The sequence below is a fragment of the Vreelandella sp. F11 genome (assembly GCF_042466685.1).
In the GTDB taxonomy this organism is placed as follows: domain Bacteria; phylum Pseudomonadota; class Gammaproteobacteria; order Pseudomonadales; family Halomonadaceae; genus Vreelandella.
In genome coordinates this window covers 4,150,137-4,162,849 of sequence record NZ_CP170448.1, presented here as the reverse complement: position 1 = coordinate 4,162,849, position 12,713 = coordinate 4,150,137, and the positions used below count along the sequence as shown (strand labels likewise).

The window sequence follows — 12,713 nt, the reverse complement described above, 5'->3', positions numbered from 1 at the left end:
ACCGTCTATCGGTTTAAATAGGACGCTTATACCGCCATGGAACAAGCCAAATTGGGCGATCAGGTTGCCTGCCGCTGTAATGGCGGCCCTCACCGCATTGTTAGTGCAGCCTCTACCACCTTTGTTGATGGGTTACCCGCTGCCCGCGTTGGTGACCGTAGCTCCTGCGGTGCCAGCATCGTCAGCGGCCTCGACTGGTATCCCATTGAAGGTGCCGCGGCCGCTATTCACGGCAGCGAGACCTCATGCGGCGGGGTGGTGATTGCGGCTGCTAGTGCGATCACTGGCCAACCGAGAGGTGGCGCAAGCACCACATCACTCCCTACTGTTCAGCCGCCGCGCTACAACCGTCGAATGGTGTTTCGTGACGAATTCGGCGCGCCTCTGGCTCATGAACCCTACCGACTGGTGCTTGAAGGTGGTGATACAAAAGAGGGGCAAACCAACGCCGAGGGTGAAGCCGAACTTATGGATTCAGACCTTGCCGCCAAGGTGGTCGATATTCTGATCAGAGGGAATTGATATGGCCGAGTGGCAACGTATAGCGCAAACCGTCACCACCCCAGCCACGCTGGATGATCCCTTCATTGTTACGGTTCCCTGCCCGCACAGAGATCAAGCGCTGGAAGTCGCTGCCTGGATCGTCGAGGAAATTCAGATCAATGTAGAATCCGCTGCTGCTCAGCGCATAAAGCAGCAGAATGCTTACAGCGCTCAGGAGGCAATGGAGCGTTGGCGGAGGGAAGGTGAAACGTTAAATAGCATCCAACGCCTTGCCCGTGATATGGCAAGGCCTGATTTCATGAAGATCGAACGAAATGCCCGAAGGGCGGCAATTGCTGGTTGGACTTGGCTGGTGAGGCCAAATGGCGTGTGGGATCATAAACAGTACTTTCAAGAAGGTGGTGAGAAGTATGACGAATTTAACAGCACGGGGGTCTCAGCTTATCCTTGGCACCACAAATACCGAGGGTATGAGTACTATTATGACATTTGGTCTAATATTCACTACGGTTACGTTGGTCGCTACCTAGGTTTCTCTGAAGATAGTTTGTTGGACGGTGCCGGGCTAGCGCAGCTCGGAAGCGATATTGCAAATCGCAGCATTCCAACTGATCGAGTTGATACTAATGGCATTGGATTCCGTCGCTTTGACGATGTAACCGACTACCTTTCTGTCCGTTTGGGAATATCATTGTTTGAGAGTTTTTCTCCGCACCAGCTAACGGCTTCTGTTCTAATGAATGAGATTTCTCACGTAGATTATCCAACCGAAAGAGACTCAAAAATTCCCCATGATTGTCAGAAAGCAAGGAGTCGATAAAGCTAATGCCATTTTATCGCCGTAAAATATTTCTCGTTCCGATCATTATCATTGCTACTTTTGTAATTTGGCAGAATTATATATTTTCAACAATGGATTATCGGCCAGATCCAAATCTCACAGAGCCAACTGAAGCTATTTTTGAGTTCATAATTCAAAATGATATAGGGCGCGTTTTTATAAAGAATGGAAAGGCCGAAGCCTTTGTGCTTGATGGATGGCATTGGAAGACCGTTGAGCTGAGAGAGAGGCTTCCAGTGTCTATTATAGAGAGCATAGAAGAATCAAAAATTAATATAAAACATGCAAGTTTTAAACGCCTTTGTCGATCAAAGTGCTATTTGAATGCTGTTTTTTATATTAACAGACCTTTTGAAGCCGCATTTCTTCCAATTTATACGCCTTGGTGGTATCTGCAATATGCGCCAAGCGGAGGGATTGAGGCAGAAGTAGTACCTTCTATAGAAGACGCCATTAAAGAGAAAAGAGATTCTAATAACCTACAGAATGGGTATTTTTTTTGCGAACCCTCAGAATTGGAGCACTGGTATCTGTGCACGGGTCTTCATGCAAGTTAACGTCGTGTTAAACTAGTTTGATTGCAAAATGAATAGAGTTAGCAAGGACAGCGCTGCATGCTAGACATCTGCCCCATTCACAACTGGGCCAAATCGGCGCCTGAGCATATTGCGGTAGAGGCTGGCTCGGTGATTCTTAACTACCGAACCCTCAATCGCCGGGTAGCCTCTTTAGCGCAGCAGCTTGCGCGCGCAGGTTTTGTGCCCGGTGATCGCTTAGTGGTGCCCGCCAAAGGCTCGCTTGAGTCTTTGCTGCTGGCGTGGGCCTGCCTGCGGGCAGGGGTTGTTTTTTGTCCGCTGAATCCTGCGTTTCCTATTGCCCAGCAGCTCAATCTGGCCAAACGCTTGCAGGCTGGGCGGGTTTGCCAAACGGAAAGCGACCATCATTACCCTGCCGAGCTCACACCGGTTAGCCTCGATTTTTGGGGGGAAGCCGATGTGAAAGAGCCACCGGTGCTGGATGGCAACCAGCTGTGCAACACGATTTTTACTTCCGGCTCCAGCGGCACGCTGAAGACGGTGCTGCACCGTGTGGGCAATCATTTGGCTTCTGCACGCGGCTCGGCTTCGTTGATTCCCGTTGACCAAAGCAGTGGCTGGCTACTGTCGCTGCCGCTGTTCCATATCGGCGGCTACGCGATCCCGTTTCGCGTCTTTCTTGCCGGTGGGCGGATGATCCTAGACGATGCCCCCCAGTCACTGGCGGAGCGTCTTGAACAGCAGGCGATTAGCCATCTTTCCCTGGTGCCCACTCAACTGTGGCGGTTGTTGAAAGCAGGCTTTACGCCCCAGCGCACCCAGTTGCGCGAGCTACTATTGGGCGGTGCGGCGATTCCCGCGCCGCTGGTGGCGCAGATGACCTCACTGGGGCTAACGCCGAAGGTTAGCTATGGGCTCTCCGAGATGGCCAGTCAGGTCTGTACTGGTATTCCCACTGCGCCCGGTGTGGTCGGGAAACCGCTGCCGGGCAGGGAGGTTAGGGTCGTTGATGGCGAAATCCAACTGCGCGGCGAGACCCTGTTCTGCGGCTATTTGAATGATGGCGTGGTTGATCCAGCCCTCAATGACGAAGGCTGGTTTGCTACCCGCGACAAGGGCCACTTCAATGCGGAAGGGGCGCTGGTGGTGGAAGGGCGGCTCGATAACGGCTTTATTTCCGGTGGCGAGAATATCCAGCCGGAAAGTATCGAGCAGCGCTTAGTCGACCATCCTGGCGTTGCCCAGGCGCTCGTGGTAGCGGTGCCCCACCTCGAGTGGGGCGAGCGCCCGGTGGCATTTATCGATTGGCACGGGGAGGCCGCAACCGAGCAGGCGCTAAATGCTTGGGTGCGTGAGGCGCTGCCCGGCTTTATGGTGCCCGATGCCTGGTTGCCCTGGCCGCCAGGGGTAGGCTTTAAACCGTCCCGCAAGCAGTTCGCTGAGCTGGCGCGGGCGCAGTTGGCCAACAAGTAGCCATGCGACCTATTGGTGGTGGCCTCTTAGGTATCTATTCTTCTATACCAGCGGCATTAGCATCACGTGAAGTGGTACGTTACAGCCAGCGTGAACATGCTCAGGTGTGGTGCTCTCAATCTCGTCGTGGCGAATGCCATCCTTGCAGGGGGGGGGCCTAAATGCCGATGGGCTTGGAAGATGGCGATACCGGCGCCCGGCGCAATGGCCGGGTCGGCTTGTAGCAACAAAGCTGGCCCTGTAATCTACCAGCGCCAAAAATCAGCAAGGATAGCTCCAGCATGCAGGAGGCGCGTGACACCGAAGTAGAGCCTAGCCCAACCATTCGCGCCCGCGTTACAAGCGCGTTTAGGCAAGCCGGAACAAGGCTGTGCGCTGAGATTTGCACGCCGCGCTTCATCGGCGCCTCGGTAGCTGCACTGGTCTGGCTGACTGTTTTGCTTGGTTTCGGTCTATTCATCTCTCACGGGCGCCAAAATACTCTAGCTGACCAGGATTTTAAGCCCTTTCAACTGCCCTCAGCGCAGGACACACAGGTGATTCTGCCCACCGAGCTTGGTGGTACGCTGGAGCCTGCCGCTGGCTTTGAAGGCTACCCATACACAAGCGGGGGAGATGGGCGTCATTGGTTCAATCTGCTCTTGCCCGCCAACGACGTGCCAGGACTGACCATGGACGCACCTGTCGGCCTGGAAAACCTTCGCCTGCTTGCGCAGGATGGTAGTCTGCTATGCGCTCCCAACGTGCAGTTGCAGCTATCCGCAGATCCCAGCAGCGTAGGCGTTAAAGCCGACCTTGACCTGTCGCAGCAAAGCACCCGCTACTGGATGCCATCGGCGACAGGGTACCGGTTGGAGGTGCGGTGGGATCAGCGCTTCCAGGACTGTCCCTATGAGCAGCCAGCGTCGGTACTGGCTGATGTTGTACAGCGCCAGACGACCTCAACGGAGCCGCGTCGGTTGGAGCTCACCGACGAACCGCATAAACTGCAAGCTGGCAGCAGCTCAATGACCGCAAAACCCGGTGCCCTGCCTTGGGAATGGTGGGTCGAGATCGCCAACTCGGGTCAGCAACGCTGGCAGTTTACTGCTGCCGAGCCTCCTGCTCATCAAGGCTGGCGCGCTAAACGTTACCCATCTTCATCACTTTGGAATGCTGCTCGCAATCAACCCAGCCCCGACCCGATCGCTGAACGTTATCAGCTGCGCTTCAATGCTGCAGTGCCCGCAGAACTGCCGGTAACGCTGCTGAATACAGAAGAGGTGCGCGTTGCCGATGTGCGTTTTTCAACTGAACGGGATCAGCGCACCAGGGCCTCGATACCGCCGACCTGGCACCTGCCTTTGCAGCATACGGACACAGACCTGACTCTTGACTTGCCCATGCACGCCCAGGACTTCGAGTACCATGAGCTCTTTCTCCCCATCGCCATGAGCTACACCTGTGAACTCCAGGTTGTGGAGGCTGATCTGCCGCTGCAATGGCGCCCGGTAGAACGCCTGTTTGTCTACTCCATAGGCCGCTATGACGAAGAAGTGGAGGACTATCGGCAACGCCTGTCCGCCGAGCCGTACTCGCGCTACGCCAAGCTGCCCGAGGCGTATCTCGGCCGTGTGCGTTGGGAACTGCAAAGCATGGATGGCGAGCAGCGCTTCTTTCACGACCTTGAGGTGACGAGCGAGTTGCGTTGTCCTGCCGGAGTAACCTGGCAGCCCTTAACCTACCAGCAGAGTGAATTGCCATGGTTGGTGCCGCTGGAGGCGTTGCCCGAGGCCAGCGTGGATCCTGCCCAACCCGCGCGCGAGTTCTTTGGTCGCTTTCGCTTTCTCGATGCCAATGGAGAGGCATTGATGCCCATGGCGCGAGCCGCAGACCTGACAGACCCCGCCCTGGAGTCCTTTGTGTTTCCTGAGAGCCAGCTCAAGTTTCATGGCGAAGTAACACGTATAGAACAGTTGCAGATAGACGACTCCACGGCGCATTCGCAACGCTGGAGCTACCGTTTCATGTCCTTGGAGGCTTACTGACATGCGGCATATTGCATTGGCGCTGCTGTTTGCAGCCCCCGCTTGGACAATGGCGAGTATCTCCCCCTCGCTGCTGGATGAACTGGCGCCGCCGCCATTGGATGCGGATGGCTGCGCGCTGAGCGAAAAAGGCATTCACAAGGTGCGCAATGAAGCGGGCGATCTGGTCGAATGCGGGCAGTACATCGATGACGCCAGAGAGGGCTATTGGGTGCTCAGGGCCGACACCGACTCACGCTGGCAGGGCTGGTTTCATAAAGGCAAAGAGCAGGGAACCTGGCTGGCCACTTCGCCCTCTGAACAACTGCTGGGCGTAGCGCGTTATGACAATAATGGCCAGCGCCATGGTGTCTCTTATGAGCTGGAATCCGATGGCCGTCTGATCCGGCACTACGTGCATGCATATGGCAGCACACTGAGCAGGTGTGGCATGTGGGTAGGACAATGTTAGCGCTATTGGCTGCACCCGATTCGGTGCTCTGGGTATCGCTCGCCCTGTTGGCTGCGGGCTATGTTTTCTGGTTGCTGGGACGTTGCTACTCGTGGGGCGCAATCGCCATGGCAGCAGCTCTGGCCTGCGGCGTACTGGCTATTCTTGCCAGCAGCCACTATCTGCTGTTCATATGGGCCCCGCAGCTAAGCGCGGGCCTGCCCGGGCTGCTGTTGGGGTTGCCGCTGGTCTATGGGGCGAGCCTGGGATTACTGACGCTCCAAGGCAGACGTTCTCGGCTGAGCGCCTTACTGGTACTGGTGAGTGTTTGCTCTGCGCTAATACTATGGGATGGGCAGCGCCTGTGGCCCGCGATTTTTCATGGTCTCAAGGCCACTGCGCTGGACTATCCGCCACTCGTCCTGCATACCCCTGAAGATCTCGGCGAGTACGTGCCACCGGCCGGAACCCCGCTCATCTTCAAGCCGACCAGAAATGAACTGTCTTGTGGTCTGTTCGCGAATCCCGAGCCATCAAGGCCGGCGCTATCCTACAGTACCTCCTGCCGGGACTTTTACTGGGGCCAAGCCATGGCTTCTATTGATTACTCGGCCTACGCAGATCTGCCTACGCTGTATGCATTAGAGGAGCTCTGGGAAGAAGAGTCCCCAGGGCGACTGTCATTGGGGGTGTTGTATAGTAATTTGGATGACCTGATCATTACCGACCTCCAGCGTCTTTGCCCGCAAAGCGACGACTGCCTGTCCACCAAGCAGATGATCACCTCGTTACTGGGTGTGCCAAGCTGGACGGCACTCACGGAAGACGAACCGACGGCCACTGCGTCTTTGCCGCTGTCGCTTAGAACGCTCGATTACATCGATCGGAGAGAGCTGCTGCGCACGCTGGACGAGGACGTTCGCGCGCAGCTGGAAAGACGCGTGGCCGGGATAGTTGCGGTCTACGCCGATGCTCAGGCACGCAGCCTCGCCTTACGGGACATGGTACCGTACACCCCCTGGTCAGGATTCAAACCGCTGTCGAAGGGCAACAGTGCAGGCCAATGGCCCGAGTTGAGAGATATCGCGGATGAGCTTGCCATAGAGGTACCGGATGTCGGCACCCTGAGTCGATTGCAGAGAGCCGTGCTCATTGCTGTCGAATCACGTTCTGACGGCGGTGTGCGGTTGGTCTACCACACTGCCGTAGGGCTGCAATCTACAGCCGCTTTGCTGGCTTTCATTGCACCATTGGTATGGCTGTTCATCGTCATGTTAGCGCTGCTGCGACGTAGCCCAAGGCTAATGCGCCAGCGCACTGGCTCCGAGCCAGCCACCCCGCATGGCGTGAGCGCTCAGTAGCATTTATCGATGGCCATATCGGAACAAGTGTTAAGTGCCTGGATATGCAAGCACTGCCCGACTTTATCATGGCCAATACGATCCTCAGAAGTAGGCTTTAAACCCTCCCGCACACAGTTTGCAGAACTGGCGCGGGCGCAGTTGGTCAATAAGTAGCTAACACATGTGGTTATGCCATTCCCGGTGGTGTTAATGGTGGCAAATAGCGCTCAAGCAACTGAGCGGCATGCAGCACTTTTAGATCTTGGTATTTGCCTGCTACAAGGTGCAAACCTACTGGCAGGCCTTGGTTATCCAGCCCACAAGGCATTGAGGCTGCTGGTTGCTGAGTGAGATTGAAGGGGTAGCTAAATGGCGTCCAGTCCATCCAGTCTTTATAGCGCTCGCCTGGCGGCACGTTGTGGTCCGCGGCAAAAGGCGCAATGGGTATTGTAGGCGTGACCAGCAAATCATAGCGCTGATGAAACGCCGCCATCTGCGCCGTTAATTCACTGCGCTCACGCCGGGCGGCGAGGTAGGCGGAAAGCGATACATCTTGCCCGCGCCGTGCGATATCCAGAAACCCAGGGTCGAGTGCCGCCTGCTGTTGTTCGTTGAGTTTTTCGAGCGCTTGGGTGGCGCCCGCAAACCACAGCGTATTAAAGGTTTTAAGCGGATCGCTAAAGCCAGGATCAATTCGCTCTACCGTCGCGCCCAATGCTTCTAAATGGGCGACGGCTTCCTCAACTCGCTGGGCAATATCAGGCGCTACGTCTACATAGCCAAGGTCAGCACTAAAGGCGATGCGCCAGTCCTTCAGGCTAGCCGGTGGCGGCGTGAGCCAATCTGGCCCTCTGGGATTGCCTGAGTAACCATCCCGAGTATCGGGCTGCGCCATTACGCTCAACATCAGCGCGCTGTCGGCTGCGGTGCGGGTCATGGGGCCTAGATGAGAGAGCGTACTCATGGTGCTGGCGGGCCACTGGGGCACCCAGCCGAAGGTGGGTTTAATACCGAACGTGCCGGTAAAGCTGCACGGAATACGGATGGAGCCGCCCGCATCGCTGCCCTGATGCAGCAGGCCAAGGTTAAGCGTCGCGGCTGCCCCCGCGCCGCCTGATGATCCCCCTGGCGTTAGTTCAGTATTCCAGGGGTTGCGGGTAATGCCATGCAGCGGGTTGTCGGTAACGCCTTTCCAACCAAACTCAGGCGAGGTGGTCTTGCCGATCACGATGGCCCCGGCGTTGCGCAGGTGGCGGCTGATCGGGGCGTCTACCTCCCAAGGGCCCTCGGCAGAGGTAGTGGTCGATCCAAGGCGTGTCGGTAAACCTTTAGTTAAAGTCAGATCTTTAATGGTAATGGGGATGCCATCCAGCGGGCCGCAGGGTGTGCCTGCTTGCCAGCGCCGCGCTGATTCTATGGCGAGACGTCGCGCCTCTACATCGTTAACGCAGGTAAATGCATTGACCTTAGGGTTATCCCGTTCAATTCGCGTCAAGCAATCCTTGACGAGTGACGCCGGCGAGAGTGAGCCCTCGCCGAAACGGGCCAATGCCTGAACGGCCGTTAGTGTTTCAAAGGTTTCGGGCATGATTATTCACCACCCTCAACACCGGCCGCTTCAAGCATGGCGTGCAGTAGCACATTACAGCCTGCGTGTACGTGCTCAGGCTTCGCGCTTTCAATCTCGTTATGGCTAATGCCATCTTTGCAGGGAATAAATATCATCGCGGCGGGTGCCACACGGCCAACAAACATTGCATCGTGGCCTGCGCCGCTGATGATATCCATGTGTGACAGCTGAAGCTTTTCAGCTGCTTGGCGCACGCTAACCACGCACGCTTGATTGAAATGCTCAGGTGCAAAATCCGCGGTGGGGGTTAGCTCGTATTCAAGCCCGTGGCGTTGGCAAATTTCTTCAACGGCATTGGCAACGGCTTGGCCCATTGCGATAAGGGCCTCTGGCTCCCAGTGGCGCATATCCAAGGTCATTTTGACCTGGCCGGGAATCACGTTGCGTGAACCTGGGTGCAGCGTCATGCAACCCACTGTGCCGCGCCCGTGGGGTTGGTGCTCATGGGCAATTCGGTTGAGTGCTTGAGTGACTTCTGCGGCTCCCATCATGGCATCCCGGCGAAGGTTCATCGGGGTGGGGCCCGCATGGGCTTCAAGCCCTGTCAGGGTTAAATCGAACCACTTCTGGCCAAGCCCGCCGATGACCACGCCAATCGTGGTGTCGGTGTCTTCGAGAATAGGGCCCTGCTCAATGTGTGGCTCAAAATAGGCTTTGATCTCGTCGGGGGAGACCGCATCACTACCGCGGTAATGAATGGCATCGAGGGCATCGCTTACCGTGACGCCCTCGGCGTCGGTGCGCGCTAGCATGGCGTCAAATTCCAGCACGCCACTAAATACGCCTGAACCCATCATGCAAGGCGGGAAACGGCAGCCCTCTTCGTTCGTCCAGGCGACAACTTCAATAGGCGATTGGGTAGTGATGTTGTGCTGGTTAAGGGTGCGAATCACTTCCAACCCTGAGAGCACGCCAAAGCAGCCGTCATACTTACCACCGGTGGGCTGACTGTCCAAGTGGCTGCCCGCCATGACCGTTTTGGCGTTGGGGTCGCTGCCTTCCCGGCGGGCAAAGATATTGCCGATATTATCAATCCGAATCGTGCAGCCCTCGGCGCGGCACCACTGGATAAACAGGTCGCGGCCTTGACGTTCTAAATCGGTGAGCGCTTGGCGATTGACCCCGCCTTTAGGCGTGGCGCCTAGTTTGGCCATTTCCATCAGCGACTCCCAAAGGCGGTCGCTGTCGGTATGTAGGTCGTTGATATGATTGGTTGGTGTAACGTAGGTATTCATTTCACTCTCCTCGCAAGATTAAACGGATGCATTCTCCGTTGGTAGGTCATGTAGCTTGGAACGGTGATTCTGAAGATTGGGTGAATCGTTGCTGATCAGCATCTGCGCGGCCATTTGCGCTTCCAGTGCGCTCATATGGTGCTCGGCATCGGCCATGTGCTCGGCCATTACCTGACGCACTCGCTGGGTATCTTCAGCGCGGTAGGCATCCACCAACTGGCGGTGGTAGTCCTGATTGGCGTGGTCGAATTGCTTACGCTCTGGGACGTACGCCTTTTTGATCACCACCAAATCGCGCAGCATGTCATTTAAGAACTGGCACATAAACGCGAGCAACGGATTCGGGCAGGCGCGGGCCAATAGCTGGTGAAACTCCAGCTCTAAAAAACGCTGGTGTCGGTGATCCTCTTCATCACTCGCGCAGCAAGCGCAGGCCGACATATTGGCTTCCAACTGCTGTAAGTCGTGCTCGGTGAGCCTTCCCACCACGGATGCCGCAAGCTCTACTTCCAGCAGTTTGCGCAACTGGTAAACCTGCTTGCCATCCAGTTGTTGGAAATGCAGAAAGTTACGCAGCATGCGGCTGGCGGGCTCCATGCCTGGCTGATTAATGACCGCCCCGCCTTTAGGCCCGGTTTTTAACGTGACTAGCCCCTCAACCTCAAGAATCTTAAGCGCTTCGCGCACGGTAGCCTTGGCGCTACCGTAAAGCTCCATCAGCGCTTTTTCGTTCGGCAGCCGGTCGCCTTCCCCCAAAGACTCGGCGGCAATCCAGCGCTTGATATCGTCGCTGATCAGCTCGGCGAGTTTGGGTCGGCGCCTTGAGGCTGAACCAGAGGTTGAAACTGTCTTTGAAACAGGGGCTTGAGCCATCAACCCACTCCTTATTTGTTGTTAGCGGTGCTGGTCGTTTCGTAGCCATAGGCGGGTAAACGCTCAGGGTGGTACTCGGCATCGTACTCATAGCGCGCTTGAGTAAAACGTTCCACTACTGCTGTATCGCGGCGGTGCAGCGCATGGCTTAGGCCAACAAATAGCGCAGCGTTAAGCAATAGGCCCCAAATACCTGCATGGTAGCCAAAGGGAGCGCTTAGTGGGCCAAAGGTCATCAGCAGCACGCAGGCAACGCCTGCCCACAAACCAGCGAGCGCAGCGGTAGGGTGGGCTTTTTTCCAAGTGATAGCACCGATGGTAGGAATCACCAGCTGTGCAGTGCCCGCCAGCGCAGCAATACCAATGGTGACCAGTACGCCGGGTACGGTAAGCGCCATGATATAAGCCGCCAGAGAGAAGCCCACCAGCGATAAACGACCGATATAAACAATACGTGCCTGGCTTGCTTCACGGTTCACATAGCGTTTGTAGATATCCATTGTGACCACAGTAGAAACCGCGTGAATCTGCGAGTTGGCCGTGGACATCGCAGCCGAAGCGCCTGCTGCCATAATCAGCGAGGCAAGCAGGTAAGGCGCATATTCCATCAACATAATGGGCAGAATTTGATCGGGGTTTTCCACATTGGGTTCGAGTATCACGCCGGAGTAGCCAGATAGCACTGACCCCACATAGGCAAAGGCGGCTAAGCCGAGTAAAAAGGGCATTAAGTTGAATAGCTTACCGTGTTTGACTGAGTACATGCGCAGCCAGATTTGCGGGCCCATAAAGGCGCCAATCGCGGTAATCGCAAACAGCGAGAACCACATGGGGTAGCCCATGGTGCCGTTAGGTCCAGGCATGGTGAGATGGTCAGGGGAGGTTTGCTGAAGCTGGCTAAAGAGAGCGGTTGGCCCGCCTACCTGGGTGGAAATATAGTAACCGGCATAGAGCATGCCGAAGAACAGCAGGGCGCCATAAATAACGTCGGTCCAGGCGATGGCACGGATGCCGCCAATCCATACGTAGATAATAATGATGAAGTAGAACAGCAGTGCAGCGAGCCAAAACGGAATCAACCCACCAGAGGCGACTTCGATTAAATAGGCGCCGCCAGTTAGCTGGATCTGCAAATAAGGGATGGTGAAAATCAGCGTGATAGCGGCAACGGTAATGCGTAGCGCCTCGCTGTTATAGAAGTCACCAATTAAATCCGAAGGTGTTAAATAATTGAATCGCTTGCCTAAAAACCAAACCCGCTTACCAATCCAGTAGTACATAAAACCAAACAGCAGGTTCCAGGCGAGCGCGGTAAGAAATACTGGCCCATTGGTATAAAAGGTGGCGTTAGAGCCCAGGAACGCAAAGGCACTCCACCAGGTTGCTGCCACGGTGAAAAACACCGCAATACTGCCCATCGCGCGGCCTTGAACGAAAAAATCTTCGCTGGTTTCTTGCGATTGACGTGCTGATAAAACCCCCACCAGCAAGGGAATAATCATAAACGCTGCAATAATTAATAAACTACCGGTCATGGTCAGTCCCCTTGCTATGGCTGTTTAGTGGTATGAGCAGTGGTTGGTGCGGGGCTGCCCCAGTTGGTGAAATAGGCCACCAAAAACAGCGCCGTTAATACAAACCACCACAACAAGTTCCAAACTAAAAGAAAGGGGAGTCCCATCACCATGGGCTCTATGCGGTTAGCCAGCATAACGATGGGACTTTCCAGCATAATAAAACTGAAAAGCATGCCGCCATAAATCGACAGCTTTAAGGGGGTAAAATATTTCATCGCGCGTTAGCCCTTTGTTTATGTTGATC

The 12,713-nt window shown here is 55.7% G+C and carries 12 protein-coding genes; 7 read left to right on the top strand and 5 right to left on the bottom strand.

Features of this window, described 5'->3' with window-relative positions; genetic code table 11:
- Positions 1–36 precede the first annotated feature (36 nt).
- The 7 genes from ACFIOZ_RS19045 (at position 37) to ACFIOZ_RS19015 (ending at position 7,172) form a co-directional block, all read left to right on the top strand.
- The gene (locus ACFIOZ_RS19045; RefSeq protein ID WP_386080463.1) at positions 37–522 is read left to right on the top strand and encodes a PAAR domain-containing protein; all 486 of its coding nucleotides are present in this window, start codon (positions 37–39) and stop codon (positions 520–522) included.
- A gap of 1 nt (position 523) precedes the next feature.
- Entirely contained in the window at positions 524–1,324 is an 801-nt protein-coding gene (locus tag ACFIOZ_RS19040) for a polymorphic toxin type 44 domain-containing protein (RefSeq protein WP_386080461.1), read from the top strand.
- Between the two features lie 5 nt (positions 1,325–1,329).
- Positions 1,330–1,902, top strand: a complete 573-nt coding sequence (locus ACFIOZ_RS19035; protein WP_386080459.1) for a hypothetical protein — start codon at positions 1,330–1,332, stop codon at positions 1,900–1,902.
- A 57-nt stretch (positions 1,903–1,959) separates the two neighbouring features.
- On the top strand, positions 1,960–3,354 hold the full coding sequence (locus ACFIOZ_RS19030) for an AMP-binding protein (RefSeq protein ID WP_386080458.1): 1,395 nt from the start codon (positions 1,960–1,962) through the stop codon (positions 3,352–3,354).
- 281 nt (positions 3,355–3,635) lie between these two features.
- Positions 3,636–5,381 (top strand): hypothetical protein, encoded by a 1,746-nt coding sequence (locus ACFIOZ_RS19025; protein WP_386080456.1) that lies wholly within the window; start codon positions 3,636–3,638, stop codon positions 5,379–5,381.
- A gap of 1 nt (position 5,382) precedes the next feature.
- The gene (locus ACFIOZ_RS19020) at positions 5,383–5,832 is read left to right on the top strand and encodes a toxin-antitoxin system YwqK family antitoxin (protein ID WP_386080455.1); all 450 of its coding nucleotides are present in this window, start codon (positions 5,383–5,385) and stop codon (positions 5,830–5,832) included.
- On the top strand, positions 5,826–7,172 hold the full coding sequence (locus ACFIOZ_RS19015) for a hypothetical protein (protein WP_386080453.1): 1,347 nt from the start codon (positions 5,826–5,828) through the stop codon (positions 7,170–7,172). The genes ACFIOZ_RS19020 and ACFIOZ_RS19015 overlap by 7 nt, the downstream gene beginning before the upstream one ends.
- Before the next feature lie 169 nt (positions 7,173–7,341).
- Here ACFIOZ_RS19015 and ACFIOZ_RS19010 read toward each other — a convergent pair whose 3' ends face one another.
- From ACFIOZ_RS19010 to ACFIOZ_RS18990, 5 genes are read right to left on the bottom strand one after another with little or no spacing between them, the layout of a single operon-like run.
- Positions 7,342–8,742 (bottom strand): amidase, encoded by a 1,401-nt coding sequence (locus ACFIOZ_RS19010; protein ID WP_386080452.1) that lies wholly within the window; start codon positions 8,740–8,742, stop codon positions 7,342–7,344.
- Positions 8,743–8,744: 2 nt separating this feature from the next.
- A complete protein-coding gene (locus ACFIOZ_RS19005) occupies positions 8,745–10,019 on the bottom strand; it encodes a Zn-dependent hydrolase (RefSeq protein ID WP_386080450.1) in 1,275 nt (424 codons plus the stop codon).
- 18 nt (positions 10,020–10,037) lie between these two features.
- On the bottom strand, positions 10,038–10,892 hold the full coding sequence (locus tag ACFIOZ_RS19000) for a FadR/GntR family transcriptional regulator (protein WP_386080448.1): 855 nt from the start codon (positions 10,890–10,892) through the stop codon (positions 10,038–10,040).
- An 11-nt stretch (positions 10,893–10,903) separates the two neighbouring features.
- Positions 10,904–12,427: a sodium:solute symporter family protein gene (locus tag ACFIOZ_RS18995; RefSeq protein WP_386080447.1), complete on the bottom strand. Its 1,524-nt coding sequence runs from the start codon at positions 12,425–12,427 to the stop codon at positions 10,904–10,906.
- A 14-nt stretch (positions 12,428–12,441) separates the two neighbouring features.
- Entirely contained in the window at positions 12,442–12,684 is a 243-nt protein-coding gene (locus ACFIOZ_RS18990; RefSeq protein ID WP_386080446.1) for a hypothetical protein, read from the bottom strand.
- Positions 12,685–12,713: the final 29 nt, after the last annotated feature.

Coding starts and splice junctions, on each gene's coding strand:
- ACFIOZ_RS19045 (WP_386080463.1), top strand. CDS start 37: ATGGAACAAGCCAAATTGGGCGATCAGGTTGCCTGCCGCTGTAATGGC.
- ACFIOZ_RS19040 (WP_386080461.1), top strand. CDS start 524: ATGGCCGAGTGGCAACGTATAGCGCAAACCGTCACCACCCCAGCCACG.
- ACFIOZ_RS18995 (WP_386080447.1), bottom strand. CDS start 12,427: ATGACCGGTAGTTTATTAATTATTGCAGCGTTTATGATTATTCCCTTG.
- ACFIOZ_RS19015 (WP_386080453.1), top strand. CDS start 5,826: ATGTTAGCGCTATTGGCTGCACCCGATTCGGTGCTCTGGGTATCGCTC.
- ACFIOZ_RS19005 (WP_386080450.1), bottom strand. CDS start 10,019: ATGAATACCTACGTTACACCAACCAATCATATCAACGACCTACATACC.
- ACFIOZ_RS18990 (WP_386080446.1), bottom strand. CDS start 12,684: ATGAAATATTTTACCCCCTTAAAGCTGTCGATTTATGGCGGCATGCTT.
- ACFIOZ_RS19025 (WP_386080456.1), top strand. CDS start 3,636: ATGCAGGAGGCGCGTGACACCGAAGTAGAGCCTAGCCCAACCATTCGC.
- ACFIOZ_RS19010 (WP_386080452.1), bottom strand. CDS start 8,742: ATGCCCGAAACCTTTGAAACACTAACGGCCGTTCAGGCATTGGCCCGT.
- ACFIOZ_RS19020 (WP_386080455.1), top strand. CDS start 5,383: ATGCGGCATATTGCATTGGCGCTGCTGTTTGCAGCCCCCGCTTGGACA.
- ACFIOZ_RS19035 (WP_386080459.1), top strand. CDS start 1,330: ATGCCATTTTATCGCCGTAAAATATTTCTCGTTCCGATCATTATCATT.
- ACFIOZ_RS19000 (WP_386080448.1), bottom strand. CDS start 10,892: ATGGCTCAAGCCCCTGTTTCAAAGACAGTTTCAACCTCTGGTTCAGCC.
- ACFIOZ_RS19030 (WP_386080458.1), top strand. CDS start 1,960: ATGCTAGACATCTGCCCCATTCACAACTGGGCCAAATCGGCGCCTGAG.